The 18,754-nt window shown below is 43.3% G+C and carries 12 protein-coding genes; 10 read left to right on the top strand and 2 right to left on the bottom strand.

The annotated features are described in order from the left end of the window. Positions 1–105: 105 nt before the first annotated feature. Entirely contained in the window at positions 106–843 is a 738-nt protein-coding gene (locus tag N473_RS19625) for a thioesterase II family protein (protein ID WP_063369397.1), read from the bottom strand. 319 nt (positions 844–1,162) lie between these two features. On the opposite strand from N473_RS19625, the gene prfC reads away from it, so the two are divergent. The 4 genes from prfC to N473_RS19605 all read left to right on the top strand — a co-directional run bounded on the left by prfC (position 1,163) and on the right by N473_RS19605 (position 6,094). Beyond that, positions 1,163–2,752 (top strand): peptide chain release factor 3, encoded by a 1,590-nt coding sequence (gene prfC, locus N473_RS19620; RefSeq protein ID WP_063355724.1) that lies wholly within the window; start codon positions 1,163–1,165, stop codon positions 2,750–2,752. Positions 2,753–2,820: 68 nt separating this feature from the next. Beyond that, positions 2,821–4,563: an arginine--tRNA ligase gene (argS, locus tag N473_RS19615; protein ID WP_063369396.1), complete on the top strand. Its 1,743-nt coding sequence runs from the start codon at positions 2,821–2,823 to the stop codon at positions 4,561–4,563. 112 nt (positions 4,564–4,675) lie between these two features. Continuing rightward, positions 4,676–5,317 carry a pyridoxamine 5'-phosphate oxidase gene (gene pdxH / locus N473_RS19610; protein WP_063369395.1) on the top strand — a complete coding sequence of 214 codons (642 nt, stop codon included), beginning with the start codon at positions 4,676–4,678 and terminating at the stop codon, positions 5,315–5,317. Then, entirely contained in the window at positions 5,318–6,094 is a 777-nt protein-coding gene (locus N473_RS19605) for a TatD family hydrolase (protein WP_063369394.1), read from the top strand. It begins immediately after the preceding gene. Positions 6,095–6,120: 26 nt separating this feature from the next. Here N473_RS19605 and N473_RS19600 read toward each other — a convergent pair whose 3' ends face one another. Further along, positions 6,121–6,753, bottom strand: a complete 633-nt coding sequence (locus tag N473_RS19600; RefSeq protein ID WP_063369393.1) for an AhpA/YtjB family protein — start codon at positions 6,751–6,753, stop codon at positions 6,121–6,123. Between the two features lie 73 nt (positions 6,754–6,826). On the opposite strand from N473_RS19600, the gene serB reads away from it, so the two are divergent. The 6 genes from serB to N473_RS19565 all read left to right on the top strand — a co-directional run bounded on the left by serB (position 6,827) and on the right by N473_RS19565 (position 17,426). Continuing rightward, the gene (gene serB, locus N473_RS19595) at positions 6,827–7,861 is read left to right on the top strand and encodes a phosphoserine phosphatase SerB (protein WP_063369392.1); all 1,035 of its coding nucleotides are present in this window, start codon (positions 6,827–6,829) and stop codon (positions 7,859–7,861) included. Between the two features lie 522 nt (positions 7,862–8,383). Beyond that, positions 8,384–9,133, top strand: a complete 750-nt coding sequence (gene pdhR, locus N473_RS19590; protein ID WP_063369391.1) for a pyruvate dehydrogenase complex transcriptional repressor PdhR — start codon at positions 8,384–8,386, stop codon at positions 9,131–9,133. 102 nt (positions 9,134–9,235) lie between these two features. Continuing rightward, positions 9,236–11,902 (top strand): pyruvate dehydrogenase (acetyl-transferring), homodimeric type, encoded by a 2,667-nt coding sequence (aceE, locus tag N473_RS19585; RefSeq protein WP_063369390.1) that lies wholly within the window; start codon positions 9,236–9,238, stop codon positions 11,900–11,902. A gap of 11 nt (positions 11,903–11,913) precedes the next feature. Then, a complete protein-coding gene (aceF, locus tag N473_RS19580) occupies positions 11,914–13,821 on the top strand; it encodes a pyruvate dehydrogenase complex dihydrolipoyllysine-residue acetyltransferase (protein ID WP_063369389.1) in 1,908 nt (635 codons plus the stop codon). Positions 13,822–14,038: 217 nt separating this feature from the next. Beyond that, on the top strand, positions 14,039–15,463 hold the full coding sequence (gene lpdA / locus N473_RS19575) for a dihydrolipoyl dehydrogenase (RefSeq protein WP_023400801.1): 1,425 nt from the start codon (positions 14,039–14,041) through the stop codon (positions 15,461–15,463). A 466-nt stretch (positions 15,464–15,929) separates the two neighbouring features. Beyond that, a complete protein-coding gene (locus N473_RS19565) occupies positions 15,930–17,426 on the top strand; it encodes a PKD domain-containing protein (protein ID WP_063369387.1) in 1,497 nt (498 codons plus the stop codon). The last annotated feature ends 1,328 nt before the right edge of the window (positions 17,427–18,754 follow it).

The raw sequence follows: 18,754 nt of genomic DNA, 5'->3' as shown, positions 1-18,754 counted from the left end.
ATGTCTATGACTTAAGATTAAAGTTAGTTTACATGGTGGGGGAATTATGCACAAATTTGAGGTGTAGGCATAAAGGCCCAATAGGGCCTTTGGAAAGAGCAGATATTAATTTGTATTAATCAGTTTTGAAACCGTGGCTATCACTTGCTCACTGTGTGTATTGATAAAGAAATGTCCCCCATTGAATGCATGCTTGGTGATGGGTAAAGCAGATAAATTTTGCCAAGCATCGACCATTTCAGGCGTGACGTCGATATCATCGTGGCCGTATAACACATTGATTTGGGTGGGCAATGGGTATTGCTCTGCTTGGTAGCAATCCGCGATTTCAAAATCGGCCCTTAGTAAGGGTAAAAATAGCTCCATGAGTTCTGCATTATCAAGTACTTCTTTTGGTGTGCCATTTAGAGCTCGCAGTTCCGCGATAAATTCGGCTTCAGGCAAATGATAAATCGGTGTCTTATGACCTTTGAGATGTGGTGATCGACTCCCTGAGGCAATTAATTGAAGTGGTAATGTATAATGATGCTTGTGTAATGTGAGTGTTAATTCATAGGCGACTCGACTTCCCAAGCTATGACCAAAAAACACATAAGGTTTTTGTGTAATGAAATCACTGTGCTGCATGAGCTCTTCAATTATTTGGCTCATTTTGTTGTAAGGCGTTTCCATTAATCGTGCACTGCGCCCAGGTAGTTGAATTAATACCACTTCGATATGAGCGGGAAGCTTGCTTAGCCATGACATGAAAATAGTGGGCGATCCACCAGCATATGGAAAGCAAAATAGGCGCATGGTGGCGTGAGGGTTAGGCCTTGGAATTAAAAATAGTTTTGGTGTCATGGTTGTTTTTTATTATTGGTTGATAGCACTTATCCTAACAATTTAAGCAAAATTGTATAGTGGCTTTTTGTCTGGAGTGGACAGAGCCAATGCAACAAAACATGGCAGCATGGCATGTAAGGGGAGTAAAACTCGCGTTATTGGATGGGTAACCGTGAACGTCACACTTGAATGTAAAGAATGTGGCAGTTTATCGGCAAATTATACGCCGATAAGTTGTTAAAATAGTCAGGATCAGAGACAATATGCGGATATGTGTTCACAGCCGAGTGTTATCAGTTAATAGTCACACTCAGATAAGCCAAAAGTAGAGTTTTCAATGTCAAACAACAGTATCCAGCAAGAAGTATCGCTTCGCCGTACTTTTGCCATTATTTCTCACCCGGATGCGGGTAAAACCACCATTACAGAGAAAGTACTTTTATTCGGAAAGGCGTTACAAAAAGCCGGTACGGTAAAAGGTCGTGGTTCAAATCAGCACGCAAAATCTGACTGGATGGAAATGGAAAAAGAGCGTGGTATCTCGGTAACAACCTCAGTGATGCAGTTCCCGTATAATGATGCATTGGTAAACCTACTAGATACCCCAGGACACGAAGACTTCTCTGAAGATACTTATCGTACACTGACAGCCGTTGACTCATGTCTAATGGTGATAGATGCGGCAAAAGGTGTTGAGGATAGAACACGTAAATTAATGGAAGTTACTCGCTTACGTGACACGCCAATCGTGACTTTCATGAATAAGCTTGACCGTGACATCCGTGATCCAATGGAAGTCATGGACGAAGTCGAAACAGAACTGAATATTATGTGTGCACCTATCACTTGGCCAATCGGTTGTGGTAAAGAGTTTAAAGGTGTGTACCACATTCATCGTGACGAAACGATTTTATATGCAACGGGTCAAGGTCACACCATCCAAGAAAAGCGCATCATTAAGGGCTTAGATAATCCAGATCTAGATGCTGAAATCGGTGATGAGTTAGCCGAGCAGCTTCGTGAAGAGCTAGAGCTGGTGATCGGTGCATCCAATGAGTTTGATCATGAGTTATTCTTATCGGGTGAGCTAACACCTGTTTACTTTGGTACGGCATTAGGTAACTTTGGTGTTGACCATATGCTTGACGGTTTAACAGAGTGGGCGCCAACGCCAATGCCACGTCAAACTGAAGAGCGTGAAGTCAAAGCTGAAGAAGAAAAGTTCTCAGGCTTCGTATTCAAAATTCAAGCGAATATGGACCCTAAACACCGTGACCGCATTGCGTTTATGCGTATTGTATCGGGTAAATATACGCAAGGTATGAAGATGGACCACGTACGTATTGGCAAAAAAGTCAGTATCTCCGACGCGGTAACCTTTATGGCGGGTGACCGTGAGCGTGCTCAAGAGGCATATGCTGGCGACATCATTGGCTTACATAATCACGGTACAATCCAAATCGGTGATACCTTCACGCAAGGTGAGAAGCTGAAATTCAGTGGTATTCCAAATTTCGCGCCAGAACTATTCCGTAGCATTCGTTTAAAAGATCCGCTTAAACAAAAGCAGTTGTTAAAAGGCTTAGTACAGCTGTCAGAAGAAGGTGCGGTACAGGTATTTAGACCACTACAAAATAACAGCTTAATCGTAGGTGCGGTGGGGGTGCTTCAGTTTGATGTGGTTGTAGCGCGCCTAAAAGCTGAATATAACGTAGATGCAATTTACGAAAGCGTAGCGGTACAAACAGCCCGTTGGGTGACGTGTGACGACGATAAGAAGATGGCTGAGTTTAAACGCAAGTGCGAAGCAAACTTGGCCCTTGATGGTGGTGATAACTTAACTTACATTGCACCTAGCCGTGTAAATTTAAACTTATCAATGGAACGCTATCCTGATGTTCAGTTCCACCATACACGTGAACACTAATAAACGCTTAAATTTAATCGAATTTAACCTTGCTGGTTTGATGGCTGGCAAGGATCACAGGATAAATAATGAATATCAAAACTCTATTAATTGAAAAAGCCAATGCGGCGATGCAAGCTGCGGGCATTCCAGAAGGCACAAACCCAGCGGTTACACAATCTACTCGCCCGCAATTTGGTGATTATCAAATCAATGGCGCAATGGGCGCTGCAAAAGCATTAAAAACGAATCCGCGTGAAGTTGCACAAAAGATCATAGACAACTTAGATATTGCCGATCTTGCTGCAAAAACTGAAATTGCAGGCCCAGGGTTTATCAATATTCACCTTAAGCCTGAGTTTTTATCATCAAGCTTAGAAGCGGCAAATCAAGACGCTAAATTAGGTGTCGCAGAGCACACGACACCACATAAAGTCATTGTTGATTACTCATCACCAAACCTTGCAAAAGAAATGCACGTGGGTCATCTACGTTCGACCATCATTGGTGATGCTGTTGTGCGTGCCCTTGAGTTTCGTGGTGATAACGTGATCCGTCAAAACCATATGGGTGACTGGGGAACGCAGTTTGGTATGTTGATCGCGCACCTTGAAGATTTACTTGAGCAAGGTATTGATCTTGAATCGGTGGCACTGGCTGATTTAGAGAGCTTTTATCGTGATGCGAAAAAGCGTTTTGATGATGAAGACGGTTTTGCTGATAAAGCCCGTGACTATGTTGTGAAATTACAAGGGGGAGATGCGCACTGTGAAAAATTGTGGCAGTTATTCATCGATACCTCAGTAAAACACTCTGAAGAAGTTTACCAAAAGCTAAACGTAACCCTTAGTCGTGAAGACATCAAAGGAGAGAGTGCATATAACGACCGTCTTAGTGGTGTGACCGAACTACTTAAAGAAAAAGGCATTGCAGTAGAAGATCAAGGTGCACAAGTGGTTTTCCTTGATGAATTGGCAAATAAAGATGGTGAGCCATCGGTGTTCATCGTACAAAAGTCAGGTGGCGGCTTCTTATATTCTACCACAGACTTAGCGGCGTGTGATTATCGCTCAAACGAGCTAGATGTTGACCGTATTTTGATTTTTGTTGATGCGCGTCAAGGTCTGCACTTTAATCAAGTAGAGATCACTGCGCGTAAAGCCGGTTTGTTGCAAGACAAAACCAGCTATGAACCAAGCTTATTCGGTACCATGATGGGAGATGATGGTAAACCATTTAAAACCCGTACTGGTGGTACGATTAAACTTGCAGACTTGTTGGACGAAGCGGTTGGCCGAGCGTCTGATAAATTGGCTGAGCGAGCGTCTGAACTGTCAGAAGAAGCTCGTGCGGAGATCGCACATAAAGTGGGTATTGGCGCGGTTAAATATGCTGATTTATCAAAGCACCGTACCAGTGACTACATCTTTAACTGGGATACAATGCTGAGTTTTGAGGGAGCAACAGCCCCTTACCTTCAGTATGCATACACGCGTGTTAAGAGTATCTTCCGTAAAGCGAATGTAGATAGTCAGACTCTCGCTGGTAATATCGTAATAACAGAGCCACAAGAAAAAGCACTCGCACTGAAGCTGTTACAATTAGAAGAAGTGCTTGATCTGATGATCAATGAAGCGACACCACACGTATTATGTGGTTACTTATATGAACTAGCGAGTTTATATATGTCTTTCTATGAGGCATGTCCTATCCTGAAAGACGATGTAACCGAGCAAGCGCGTGAAAGTCGTTTGGTTCTATGTAACCTAGTGGCTAAAACACTGCACACTGGCTTAGATTTATTGGGCATTGAAGTGATGGAACAAATGTAAGTTCGAGTACTTTTAATGCTAAAAAGCCGCCATTTAAGGCGGCTTTTTATTTACATATCACTCCTTTTGGTGACAGAGTGAAGTTGTTTAAAAATGCTAAGGAATCGCCAAGATGAAATTAGATGACATCCGCAGAGAATATGTACAAGGTGGACTGCGCCGAGAGACATTACAAGATAACCCCATTGAGCAGTTTGAAATTTGGTTGAAACAAGCCGTTGAGGCAAAATTCAGTGCTGATCCAACCGCGATGGTGGTCGCCACGGTTGATAAAGAAGGTCAGCCTTCTCAACGAATTGTATTGCTAAAAAATCTAGATCAAAATGGGTTTGTATTTTTTACCAACACGGGTTCTAAAAAAGCACAGGACTTGTCTGCAAATAACAAAATTTCATTACACTTCCCGTGGCATGCGATTGAGCGTCAGGTGATTGTATATGGTGAAGCAAAACCACTGAGTACAGCGGCGGTTGCTAAATACTTTTTGTCTCGTCCAAAAGAAAGCCAATTGGCGGCATGGGCATCTCAGCAATCTCGCCCCGTGTCATCTAGACAGGCATTAATGCAAACTTTTGAAGGCATGAAAAGTAAGTTTGCCAAGGGAGACATTCCTCTACCTGACTTTTGGGGGGGGTATTGTGTCGAACCGCATAAGATTGAGTTTTGGCAAGGGGGAGAGCATCGCCTACATGACCGTTTTATGTACGTAAAACAAGCTGATGATAGCTGGTCAATTGAGCGTTTAAATCCGTAAATGCGCTTTATAGACAGTCATTGTCACTTAGATTTTGACGAGCTTACAGGTAACTTAACAGAGCTTATGTCAGATGCGACAGCGTCTGGCATAACACAGTTTGTGGTGCCAGGTATATCATTGGCGCAAAGCAAGCGTTTGTTGGCGTTTGGAAAAAAGCACCCTAGTTGTCATATCGCATTTGGCTTACACCCTTATTTTCTCACCGAGCAAAGCCGTGAAGAGATGGCACAGCTGGCTGATTTAGCTGAGCAACATAGAGGAAAGTTGGTCGCCATCGGTGAATGTGGCATAGATAGTCAGTGCGGTGATTTAGCGTTACAACAAGCACTATTCAAATCACATATTACATTGGCGAATCGCTTAGGTTTGCCGATGATCGTTCATCACCGTCAAAGCCACCATTTAATTGCTCAGGCTTTTAAGCAAATATCACCTCAATTCGGTGGCGTGATCCATGCGTTTTCAGGCTCATTGCAACAAGCTGAGTACTATGTCAAGTTAGGCTTCAAGTTGGGGTTAGGTGGCACCATTACTTATCCGCGGGCTAAAAAGACTCGAGAAGTTGTGAGTCGCTTGCCGCTATCAAGTTTTGTCTTAGAAACGGATGCACCATCGATGCCGGTTCTGGGCTGCCAAGGCCAGATCAATGTGCCTGTTCGTTTGATTGATATTTTCGCTCAGGTATGCCAGCTGAGAAGTGAGCCTGAAACAGAAGTTGCCCAAACATTGTACGCGACGACATGCCGTGTTTTTAATTTAACTTCATTGGGTTGATAGTTAGCATACTAGCTGATATCGACTTACTCCCGGTTGTTTATATTCTGTTTTTGTTCGTCTTGGATAATGTGTTTCTTGACATCGCGTCGTGTTAGCGCTCGGCCAATTTGCCAAGTAAAAACGCCAACAATAATGAGCATCAACAACACAATCCGCCCTAGCTGATGAAAGTGTTTGTGACTTTCACTCATCGCTGCGTCTGTCAAGTACTCGATACTAACAAAGCCGATAGTACGTTCATTATCTTCAATTTTACTCACAATGGCATCTTTACTTGGGTTTATCCCTGCAAGGCCATCCGGTAGTCCACTAAATTCAGGAGCTTGTGTTATGCCATCATTACCAATTATAAATTGCCCTTTTTGATTGTAGATTGCGACTGATAGTACGTATTCATCACTGGCTAAATGATTACTTAACATTCGGAGTCTAGGTGTATCCATACGGGTCAGTGGTTCTACTACATTGAGCGCAAACTGTTTTATCAGACTTTGTCCTGTGTGATTGGCGTTAGTATGCAGTAACTGATGGGAACGGAAACTGGTATTGGTCGCAATCCACAATAGTGCAAGTAAACAGCCCGCAGCAATAATTAGCCTCAGCAATCGTTTACTTTTTGATGACTTTAAAAAAGTGTTTGCTTGTGTATTTTTCATAGTTACAGCTTGTTGGCTGACATTATTTTCATTAGATGTTAAAAAGAGCGTATACCGATATGAGGAGTGCTCAATGCCAATGCAAAATAAGATAGATGTCGACCAACTTGATGTCCGCCCTGTTGAAAATCAACTTACCTTATCAAAGTGGTATGAATTTGAAAATGCCCAAGCAGAGAAAGGGGAGATGTTCGTAGGGAAGGCCGCACATTATATTGTTTTATTTGGTGCGCATGTCACAGGCGAGACACTTAAGATATTTTTAGACGCGTTGACGTCACTTCATATCGCAACGCATGCAGTTTGTGCCTATCGAGCTCATCCTGATTTACCCATTGGCGTGGCTATCAAAGTAGGGCTACCTGCTGGTGAGTTACCCAAATCAGATATTCGTCAGGCGGCAAAAAAGCTAGACTGCCAAGGTGCCATACTCCCAAACTTGCCTCAACTAGACATGCCCGGGTTATTGGTAATGGATATGGACTCTACAGCAATCGAAATTGAGTGTATTGATGAAATTGCCCGTTTAGCTGATGTGTATGATGACGTGTCTTCAGTCACCGCTGAAGCAATGGCTGGCAAATTAGCTTTCAGTGAGAGTTTGCATAAACGGGTAGCCAAATTACAAGGGATAGAATTGGATTTGATCTCACCGCTTAAAGATGATTTACCATTAATGATGGGGATTGAGCCGCTATGTGAGTTGTTAAAGGCGCACAATTGGCGTTTGGCGATTGCATCAGGTGGGTTCACTTGGTTTGCTGAAGCATTACAGGATAAGTTGCTATTGGATCATGTGTATGCCAATACATTAGAAATCGACGGTCAACAGCTTACAGGTCGAGTGATTGGGGACATTGTAGATGCTGAGAAAAAAGCGGAAGTACTAAATACCTTACGTGAGCGTTACAAGGTAAGCTCAGGGCAAACACTTGCTATCGGTGATGGTGCCAATGATCTGGTGATGATGGCGGCAGCTGACTTAGGCGTGGCCATTCATGGAAAACCAAAGGTAGTAGAGCAAGCGGATGCTGCCATCTGTAAGGGGTCTTTATTACAGCTCCTGTATTTTCTGACAGTACCGTCAACTAACTTTCTTCGTGCATAATCAGGCTGGAAATGTGTACCTAAAAAGGTACTAAGATGATGGCTAAAAAATAATAACAAGCGAAGAAGAGGGAATAATTTATGTAAAGTCGTTAATTTTAAGAGAAGTTGTCCACCTTGACGTTGATTAGGGCAACTTCCTCTCCTTGCTATTCATAGTTTAACCCTCCGGCCTATTTTGTTATCTCCCCTTTTTCGTAATTGTCATTTTATTTTAATTCCGCTGTTATCTTTTTATTCTGGTCTGACCATTTTTATTTTTCTTTGCAATCATTTTTAATTGTATAAAGTTTAATCTGAATGGATGTCAAAAAAAGGATATTAAAAGCGATGAAAAGGTGTAATTTTGACAGCCGAGCTTGATTTTGATAACTTATTGTCCAAATTTGGTATGACCAATTTACCTATCTGGTCACAATATACTAAATGATTAAGTAAATATTGCTAAGTTTTAAAGACTTACGATGTAACGTAGGGACTTCTTACTTAGCTGGTGGATATAACCCAAACTGGCGTGTTATCAATGTCTTTGAAGATTAAAGCTGCGAAACTCTCGGATGTGATTTTAGAGCAATTGGAAAACATGATTTTAGAAGGATCATTGCTTCCTGGTGAAAAGCTTCCTCCCGAACGAGAGCTTGCTAAGCAGTTTGAAGTATCCCGCCCGTCGTTAAGAGAGGCGATTCAAAAACTCGAAGCCAAAGGGTTAGTGACGCGTCGCCAAGGTGGCGGTACGTACGTTAAAAACCAGCTAGAAGAAGGATTAACTGATCCACTGTTTGATTTGATCAGTAAACACCCTGAGTCTCAGTTTGACTTACTTGAATTCCGTCATGCTCTAGAAGGCATCGCAGCATATTATGCTGCGCTTCGAGGTACAGACAATGACATGGATAAAGTTAAGCAAAGCTATGACAATATCGCTGAGGTGGGGGACGATTTAGCCCTAAAAGCCAAAGCAATCAATGCGTTTCATTTCACTGTAGCAGAAGCGTCACATAATGTGGTGTTACTACATCTTGTGAGAGGAATGCAAACGTTACTTGAGCAAAATGTATTGCAGAATTTAACCGTATTGGTGCAAAAGTCAGGTGTGAGCGATCAGCTTGCACAGCACCGAGCGGTTTTGATGGATGCCGTGATCCAGGGGGATCCGGAAAAGGCAAGGCTTGCGAGTAACGCACACCTTGCTTTCATTGAAGAAGCATTACTTGAAGCGGGTAGAGAACGCTCTCGCATTGAGCGGAGTCTACGTCGCACTAAGCAGCAATAAGTTAGGTAAATTCGGTCTTTTAAGCAAAATCGAGCAATTATGCTTGATTGCGTCATTGACGCATTGAATAAATTTGCATTTAAAACATAAGGAACACTCCATATGTCTGAAGTCAATAAGTTTGACGTTGACGCGTTAGAAACCCAAGAGTGGTTACAAGCGCTTGAGTCAGTTGTGAAAGAAGAAGGCGTAGAACGTGCGCAATTCTTACTTGAGCAAGTGCTAGAGCAAGCCCGCCTAGATGGCGTGGACATGCCTACAGGTATTACTACAAACTATGTAAATACCATTCCGGCAGGCCAAGAACCAGCATACCCTGGTGATACCACGATTGAACGCCGTATCCGCTCTATCGTACGTTGGAATGCGATCATGATCGTACTTCGTGCGTCTAAAAAAGACCTAGAGTTAGGCGGCCACATGGCGTCTTACCAGTCTTCAGCAGCATTTTATGAAATGTGTTTCAACCACTTCTTCCGTGCGCCAAACGAGAAGGATGGTGGTGATTTAGTCTATTACCAAGGTCATATTTCACCGGGTATCTACGCACGTGCATTCCTTGAGGGTCGTTTAACTGAAGAGCAGTTAGATAACTTCCGTCAAGAAGTAGACGGCAAAGGTATTTCTTCATACCCTCACCCTAAATTGATGCCTGAGTTCTGGCAATTCCCAACAGTATCTATGGGTCTTGGTCCAATCGCATCAATCTATCAAGCACGTTTCCTTAAGTACCTAGAAGGTCGTGGTCTTAAAGAGACTAACGAGCAGCGCGTATACGCGTTCCTAGGTGATGGTGAGATGGATGAGCCAGAATCACGAGGTGCAATCTCATTTGCAGCACGTGAGAAGCTAGATAACCTATGTTATCTGATCAACTGTAACCTACAGCGTCTTGACGGCCCAGTAATGGGTAACGGTAAGATCATTCAAGAACTTGAAGGCCTATTTAAAGGGGCTGGTTGGAATGTCATCAAAGTTGTTTGGGGTTCTGGTTGGGATACGCTACTAGCAAAAGACACAACGGGTAAGCTATTACAGCTGATGAACGAAACAATCGATGGTGACTACCAGACATACAAAGCGAAAGATGGCGCGTATGTACGTGAGCACTTCTTTGGTCGTTACCCAGAGACAGCAGCACTGGTTGCTGATATGACAGATGATGAAATCTTCGCACTTAAGCGTGGTGGTCATGATACCTCTAAACTTTACGCAGCTTATAAAGCGGCGCAAGATGAGAAAGGTCGTCCAACAGTTATCCTAGCTAAAACGGTAAAAGGTTACGGCATGGGTGAAGCTGCGGAAGGTAAAAACATTGCGCACCAAGTTAAGAAAATGGACATGTCTAGCGTTGAGCACTTGCGTTCACGTTTAGGTCTAGAAGATCTGGTTTCTGACGAAGAAATTGCAAACTTACCATACCTAACGCTTAAAGAAGGCTCTGCAGAGTACGAATACCTGCACGCACGCCGTAAAGCGCTACACGGTTACACGCCACAGCGTCTACCTAACTTCACACAAGCACTTGAGTTACCAAAATTGGAGCAGTTCAAGCCGCTACTTGAAGAGCAAAAGCGTGATATCTCAACCACAATGGGTTACGTACGTGCACTCAACATCTTGTTAAAAGACAAGGGTGTTGGCAAAAACATCGTACCAATCATTGCGGATGAAGCGCGTACTTTCGGTATGGAAGGTCTATTCCGTCAAATCGGTATTTATAACCCACACGGTCAGAACTACACACCTCAAGACCGCGACATCGTTTCTTACTACAAAGAAGCAACGTCAGGTCAGGTACTTCAAGAAGGTATCAACGAGCTAGGTGCAATGTCGTCATGGGTTGCTGCTGCAACATCATACAGCACAAATGACCTGCCGATGATCCCATTCTACATTTACTACTCTATGTTCGGTTTCCAACGTGTTGGCGACATGGCGTGGATGGCGGGTGACCAACAAGCACGTGGTTTCCTATTAGGTGCTACAGCAGGTCGTACAACGCTAAACGGTGAAGGTCTACAGCACGAAGATGGTCACTCGCACATTCAAGCGGGTACGATTCCTAACTGTATTTCTTACGACCCAACGTTCGTATTTGAAGTGGCGGTTATCTTGCAAGATGGTATTCGTCGTATGTACGGTCCAGAGCAAGAAAACGTGTTCTACTACCTAACGCTGATGAACGAAAACTATCACCAGCCAGCAATGCCTGAAGGCGCTGAAGAAGGCATCCGTAAAGGTATCTACAAGCTTGAGTCAAACGCAGGTGAGAAAGCACACGTACAACTTATGGGTTCAGGCACAATCTTGAACGAAGTACGTAAAGCGGGTGCAATCCTAAGCGAAGAGTACGGCATTGGTTCAGATGTATTCTCTGTGACGTCATTCAACGAGCTAGCACGTGACGGTCAAGACGCAGAGCGTTTCAACATGCTTAACCCTGAAGCGGATGCAAAAGTACCTTACATTGCAACTGTACTTGGTGAGTCTCCAGCGATTGCAGCGACTGACTACATGAAGAACTATGCAGATCAAGTACGCGCATTCATGCCAAGCAGCTCTTATAAGGTGCTAGGTACTGACGGTTACGGTCGTTCAGACAGCCGTGAAAACCTACGTCGTCACTTCGAAGTGAACGCAGGTTATGTGGTTGTTGCTGCACTTAACGAACTTGCTCAACAGGGCAAGGTTGAAAAATCAGTTGTTGCTGACGCTATCAAGAAATTTGATATCGACACAACAAAAGCTAACCCACTTTACGCATAAGAGGCAAAAACATGTCAATTGAAATTCATGTTCCAGATATTGGTGCCGATGAGGTTGAAGTAACCGAGCTCCTAGTAAGCGTAGGTGACACGGTTGAAGTGGATCAGTCATTGATCACAGTTGAAGGCGATAAGGCTTCAATGGAAGTACCAGCAGCCGCTGCGGGTACTGTTAAAGAAATCAAAGTTGTTGAAGGTGATAAAGTTTCAACAGGGTCTTTGATTATGATTTTTGACGCAGCCGGTGCAGAAGCACCTGCTGCGGCACAAGCGCCTGCGGCTCCTGCTGCAGCGCCAGCACCTGCGGCGCCTGTTGCGGCAGAGCTTAAAGAAGTACACGTACCAGATATCGGTGGCGACGAAGTTGAAGTCACAGAGATCATGGTTGCTGTGGGCGACGCAGTTGAAGCTGACCAGTCAATCTTAAACGTAGAAGGCGATAAGGCTTCTATGGAAGTACCTGCACCATTTGCAGGTACTGTGAAAGAGATTAAAGTAGAAGTTGGCGGTAAAGTGTCAACAGGCTCTTTGGTATTCGTATTTGAAGTTGCAGGCAGTGCGCCAGCAGCGGCACCTGTTGAAGCAGCACCTGCGCCAGCGGCGGCACCAGCTGCGGTAGCAGAAGCGAAAGAAGTACACGTACCAGATATCGGCGGTGACGAAGTTGAAGTGACTGAAATCATGGTATCAGTCGGTGATTCAATCGAAGAAGAGCAGTCTCTAATCACTGTAGAAGGCGATAAGGCTTCTATGGAAGTACCGGCACCATTTGCAGGTACTGTGAAAGAGATCAAAGTAAATGCTGGCGATAAAGTATCGACAGGCTCTTTAATCTTCGTATTTGAAACAGCGGGCAGTGCACCAGCGGCAGCAGCACCTGTGGCTGCGCCGGCACCAACCGCAGCGCCAGCAGCGGCTCCTGCGGCAAAACCTGCTCCGGCAGCAGCCCCTGCATCTGCACAAAAAGATGAATTTGTTGCGAACGATCAGTACGCACACGCATCACCAGTTGTACGTCGTCTAGCACGTGAGTTTGGTGTAAACCTTGCGCGCGTTAAAGCAACCGGTCGTAAGAACCGTGTTGTTAAAGAAGACGTTCAAAACTATGTGAAAGAGCTGGTGAAGCAAGTTGAATCCGGCCAGCTATCTAAAGGTGGCAACACCGGTGGTGGCGAGCTGGGTCTAATTCCTTGGCCGAAAGTAGACTTCAGCAAGTTTGGTGAAGTTGAAGAGAAGAAGCTATCTCGTATTCAAAAGATCTCTGGCGCAAACCTACACCGTAACTGGGTACAAATTCCTCATGTTACACAGTTTGACGAAGCAGATATCACGACACTAGAAGCGTTCCGTAAAGAGCAAAATGTGCTCGCTGAGAAGAAGAAAATGGGTGTGAAAATCACGCCATTGGTCTTCGTGATGAAAGCGGCCGCAAAAGCACTTGAAGAGTTCCCAACGTTTAACTCTTCACTATCAGAAGACGGTGAGAGCCTAATTCTGAAGAAATACGTGAACATCGGTGTCGCGGTTGATACGCCAAATGGCTTGGTTGTTCCTGTATTCAAAGATGTGAACAAAAAAGGCATCATCGAGCTTTCTCGTGAACTGATGGAAGTGTCTAAGAAAGCACGTGACGGTAAGCTGACTGCTGCTGACATGCAAGGCGGTTGTTTCACAATCTCGAGCCTTGGTGGTATCGGTGGTACGTCATTCACGCCAATCGTGAATGCGCCAGAAGTGGCCATCTTAGGTGTATCTAAGTCTGAGATGAAGCCGAAATGGAATGGTAAAGAGTTTGAGCCGCGCTTAATGGTGCCGCTAAGCTGTTCATACGACCACCGTGTAATTGACGGGGCGCTTGCAGCACGCTTTACTGTGACACTTGCAAACTACCTGAGCGATATTCGTCAGCTAGTGATGTAAGGTGAATCAAAACCGCCCAACCTAAGTTGTGCGGTTTTGTTGTATTTTTAGTGTCCTGTCTGATAATTGGACGGGACATTAGTGAGTGCGAATGATACACTTTCGCGCACAAAAACTCTCTCTGTTGGATTTGCCCTAATTTGGCGACCGGCAGGCAAATTGGGTGCGGATACTCAGTTGAGTAGAGTCCCGTTCGAATAATAGTTAAGGTAATAACATGAGCAACGAAATCAAAACTCAAGTTGTTGTACTAGGCGGTGGTCCTGGTGGTTACTCTGCAGCATTCCGTGCAGCAGACCTAGGTTTAGATGTTACATTGATTGAATCTCGCGATACCCTAGGTGGTGTTTGCTTGAACGTAGGTTGTATTCCTTCAAAAGCACTTCTTCACGTCGCTAAGGTTATCGACGATGCAGCTGAAATGGCTTCTCACGGTGTAACTTTCGGTGCTCCACAAATCGATTTAGACAAAATCCGTACTTGGAAAGAGTCTGTCATCGGTCAACTTACTGGCGGCCTAGCTGGTATGTCTAAAATGCGTAAAGTTAACGTAGTTAACGGTTACGGTAAATTCACAGGTTCTAACACCATCGCAGTTGAAGGCGCTGACGGCACTAAGACAGTGACGTTTGATAACGCAATCATCGCAGCTGGTTCACAGCCTGTAAGCCTTCCGTTCATCCCACAAGATGAGCGTATCATTGATTCAACTGGTGCACTTGAGCTTAAAGACGTACCTGGCAAACTACTTGTACTAGGTGGTGGTATCATCGGTCTTGAGATGGGTACTGTTTACCGCGCACTAGGTTCAGACATCGACGTTGTTGAATTTGCTGATCAGCTAGTACCTGCTGCCGACAAAGACATCATCAAGGTTTACCAGAAGTACGTTAAGAACAAGTTCAACGTAATGCTTTCTACGAAAGTAGTTGCGGTTGAAGCGAAAGAAGACGGTATCTACGTTTCATTCGAAGGTAAGCAAGCACCTGAAGGCCAAGTACGTTACGACAAAGTATTGGTTGCTGTTGGTCGTACACCAAATGGTAAGCTACTTGACGCTGACAAAGCGGGCGTTGCTGTTGACGAGCGTGGCTTCATCAACACTGACAAGCAAATGAAAACGAACGTTGACCATATCTTCGCGATTGGTGACATCGTTGGTCAGCCTATGCTTGCGCACAAAGCGGTACATGAAGCACACGTTGCTGCAGAAGTTATCTCTGGTAAGAAGCACTACTTCGATCCTAAGTGTATCCCTTCAATCGCTTACACAGATCCAGAAATTGCATGGGTTGGTGTAACTGAGAAAGAAGCGAAAGAGCAAGGTCTTAAGATTGAAACTGCGGTATTCCCGTGGGCAGCATCTGGCCGTGCAATTGCTTCAGCACGTACTGAAGGTCAAACTAAGCTTATCTTTGATAAAGAGTCAGGCCGTGTTATCGGTGGTGCAATGGTTGGTATCAACGCAGGTGAAATGCTTGGTGAGATCGGCCTAGCGGTAGAGATGGGTGCAGACGCAGAAGACGTGGCACTGACTATCCACGCTCACCCAACACTGAACGAGTCAATCGGTCTAGCTGCTGAAATCTTCGAAGGGTCAATCACTGACCTTCCAAACAAAAAAGCAGTTAAAAAGAAGTAATTAATACTTCTTACTGAATTAAAAAACCCGGCGATTGCCGGGTTTTTTGTTTTCTCTCAAAAGTAGTGGTTTTTATATTTAGCCTACAATTAGTCATCTTAAGTTTGTCGTATTTACTCTAGACTAGATACGCGTAGAAATTGCTCACGCAATCAACACGATCGGGCCCCAATCACCATACGTAAAGCCACTCGGTTTAACAGCCAGACACTCGCCTGAAAAAATGATACGAAATAGAACACATATATGCGCTTGAATTATAAGGTGTGGGCGAACGTATGTTTTTATGTGATGGAAGTGAGCGTAAGTAGGTTTAATTTGAATACAAGTACTTTGTGAATTGAATGTAATTACCTTGTGTATTAGAATTGGAGACAAAGGAATATATTTGCTCGGCCAGTACGGTTTATTTGAACCAAGGTTTGTTCGAGCATGTTGTTTAAAGCCACTAGGAGATTTGGCTGTCATGACTTTTGTAAATTCTAGAAAATGCCTTTCATTTAAGCACACTCTCATTGCTACTGCTCTTATCACCTTCTTGTCCGCGTGTGGCGGTGGCAGTAGTTCATCAAGTAGCACGTCTACGGGTGATAAAAATAAAATGCCCAATGTTACAATAAACTCTGTTGCTGACGTAGAGTCCGGAGCAGAAGTACGCCTTTTAGGTTCTGCCAGTGATACAGATGGAAGCATTACCAGCTATCAATGGTTGCAAAAGTCAGGGGTTGGCGTGACGATTAGAGATAAAGACCAAGCGAACGCTTCTTTTACAGCGCCGGTTTTGGATACTGATGTCACCTTAGAATTTGAGCTTATTGTTACAGATGATAAAGGTGGCAAAGCGACAGAAACGATTTACATAAAAATAAAACGAGCTGTTCAGGTGATTGAAAATAAGCTACCTAATGCAGCTATTTCTGCACCAGATTCCATAAGTTCAGGTGCCGAAGTTCGCTTGGTTAGCTCAAGTACAGACTCTGATGGGCATATTGTGAGTTATCAATGGTCACAAAAGTCAGGCTATGGCGTTACGATTCGAGATAAAGATCAAGCAAATGCGTCATTCAGTGCCCCAGTACTTGCAGAGGATACCACTTTAGAGTTTGAGCTGGTTGTTACCGACGATAAAGGAGGTAAAGCGAGAGCTTCATTTAGCCTTGCAGTGAAAGCTGCTATTAGTCCAAAAGCGAGAGAGTACTTGACTTATAAGCGTTGCAATGTAGACATGGCAAGCGCTGTACATGCTGATTTTCAAGGCTCAGAGGATTTAACATCAAAGGCTTCACTCATTAATTGGTTATGTAGTGCTCAAGGTGATATTGGCACACAGTTACAGCAAGACATCGTAAATACTTTGTCTGCTGATGGTGGTATTAGTACTGTGGAGGCATGGAAAGAAGCACATTGCTCAGTTGAGAATAAGTCATATCGAGTCAGTCGTGCCGCGCACTCGCTGATCCAAGTGGCGAGTGATAATGCGGTATCAAACTGGGTTCAATGTATGCAACAGACGAGCGAACATTCTGTAGTTTGCTACGCGAAAGAACAAAATGACTCACTATTAATGCATATGAATATCAAGCCTGAACAGGGGCAGTTTGTCGTGAGTTCTATCTTCGGAAATAACTTAACGAATACTGATGTACTACCAACCGCCTTCAGCGCCGGTGAAACAAAGCTGCGTTATCAGCGTGATAGTGCACAATCCAGCGCCTATTTTGAGGTGAGTGGCGTTGATAACCAAGGTGTAGAGCATAGCTGTGCATACAGCATGGCTTCACTCGATCAAGTGGAAGCAGATGAGTGTGAACAGGTTAGGCAGCAAGCCCTTGAGCAAGCGCGAATCACGGAAATCCAGTATATTCACTATAGAAACTTTGATGTTGTGCCAGTATTTAGTCAAGGCAGTGGTGGCAGCGCGACACCAAGCTCGATCTCTTGTGCACTATATAAGCAAGAATAGTTATTAATTTGGATAAGAGCTGCTTTGCAGTCGCATTCTGGGCAAAAACTACCAGGCTATCTGGGTATTTAGTACAGAGAAATTAAGGATAATGTCTAATTTAAACTGCCACGTACGCCGTGTTCTTCGGCGGTTTGTTATTGTTGAATAGCCTCGTTGTCGAGCTAAATAATAATATTTACACGTTGTATTAATATCTGAGCTAAGGCAGGAGGTTTTTTAATTTTCTTGTTTATATTAGCTTGGTTTTCATTGTTTTCTTTGGCCTAAAAATACAAGGAGGTGGTTGTTAAATTGTTTATGAAACAAGGCTTTATAAATCTAAAATAATGGGTGGATTTTAGGTTTGTAATTCATTTATTAGAATCGTTTTTTATGACAGTGGGTGTGGAAGTTAATCATTAATTTAGTGTGTTAATAACTAACGGGGCAATTAAATTTTTTTTGCTGGTTTTATTGCCGGAAGCGATTTTTTTGGTTAAATATTCACTTATTTTTTTATTATTTTTTAATGAATAAAGACGGCTATTCTTTATGTTTTCGTTTAGTCATTCTGGTCTGATTTATTTCTAACTAAGTTAATCAAGTATCTGGCTAAAAAAGTTTGTTTTGGTCACATGAAAATCAGATCTAGATACCCGATCTGAATTCAGGTTTTAAGTGCGATATATATAAAAGATTTTAAATTTCAATAACTTGTTTTTTGTGCTGTTGTGAAAAATGAGTAGATGGCAAATAAATGATAATTTTTTTATCACCTTTTATGCTTCATAGACGCAAGGACTAAATGAATGCTTAATAGGACTATTACCTCAGTACTCTCGTATAGAAACAGACTCAAGGACTGTAAAGGATAACGATATAAATCAAATATAAAGTGCTATCATGAAAAGAAGCAAAAGTGTTTCGATTTTAAGTTGCCGATAGCCATGGTTCATAATCTACGTTATACGGCTGATTTTTTCGAATGATGCACTTGATGCTGCAATTGTAAATTACACAATAAAAGCAACATACTTTCACCTTTTTTAAGGCCATTTTTTATTTGATTTTTTGGCGTTTTATAAAATTAAAATAATTTGTTTTTTTACATCGCTTTTGTGTTGTTATAATGGGTACGTTGTTGAACATGATATTAAATGGAAGAAATTATGATCCCGTTCAAGAAAAACTTATTTTTATATACGTTGATTGGAATGACATTAGTGGGGTGTGGTAGCTCTGACGATAATAAAGAAATGATGCAAAACAGTGATAATCAGGCTGTTGTATCAGAAGTATCGACTGACGCATCCACTGACGCATCCACTGACACATCGACTGACACA

The organism is Pseudoalteromonas luteoviolacea CPMOR-1, from assembly GCF_001625685.1.
In the GTDB taxonomy this organism is placed as follows: domain Bacteria; phylum Pseudomonadota; class Gammaproteobacteria; order Enterobacterales; family Alteromonadaceae; genus Pseudoalteromonas; species Pseudoalteromonas luteoviolacea_K.
Note: the sequence above shows the minus strand (reverse complement) of the source record. Positions and strands in the feature narration are given on the sequence as shown.

Excerpts from the sequence above, each read along its gene's own strand:
- N473_RS19625 (WP_063369397.1), bottom strand. The coding sequence starts at position 843 with ATGACACCAAAACTATTTTTAATTCCAAGGCCTAACCCTCACGCCACC.
- prfC (WP_063355724.1), top strand. The coding sequence starts at position 1,163 with ATGTCAAACAACAGTATCCAGCAAGAAGTATCGCTTCGCCGTACTTTT.
- argS (WP_063369396.1), top strand. The coding sequence starts at position 2,821 with ATGAATATCAAAACTCTATTAATTGAAAAAGCCAATGCGGCGATGCAA.
- pdxH (WP_063369395.1), top strand. The coding sequence starts at position 4,676 with ATGAAATTAGATGACATCCGCAGAGAATATGTACAAGGTGGACTGCGC.
- N473_RS19605 (WP_063369394.1), top strand. The coding sequence starts at position 5,318 with ATGCGCTTTATAGACAGTCATTGTCACTTAGATTTTGACGAGCTTACA.
- N473_RS19600 (WP_063369393.1), bottom strand. The coding sequence starts at position 6,753 with ATGAAAAATACACAAGCAAACACTTTTTTAAAGTCATCAAAAAGTAAA.
- serB (WP_063369392.1), top strand. The coding sequence starts at position 6,827 with ATGCCAATGCAAAATAAGATAGATGTCGACCAACTTGATGTCCGCCCT.
- pdhR (WP_063369391.1), top strand. The coding sequence starts at position 8,384 with ATGTCTTTGAAGATTAAAGCTGCGAAACTCTCGGATGTGATTTTAGAG.
- aceE (WP_063369390.1), top strand. The coding sequence starts at position 9,236 with ATGTCTGAAGTCAATAAGTTTGACGTTGACGCGTTAGAAACCCAAGAG.
- aceF (WP_063369389.1), top strand. The coding sequence starts at position 11,914 with ATGTCAATTGAAATTCATGTTCCAGATATTGGTGCCGATGAGGTTGAA.
- lpdA (WP_023400801.1), top strand. The coding sequence starts at position 14,039 with ATGAGCAACGAAATCAAAACTCAAGTTGTTGTACTAGGCGGTGGTCCT.
- N473_RS19565 (WP_063369387.1), top strand. The coding sequence starts at position 15,930 with ATGACTTTTGTAAATTCTAGAAAATGCCTTTCATTTAAGCACACTCTC.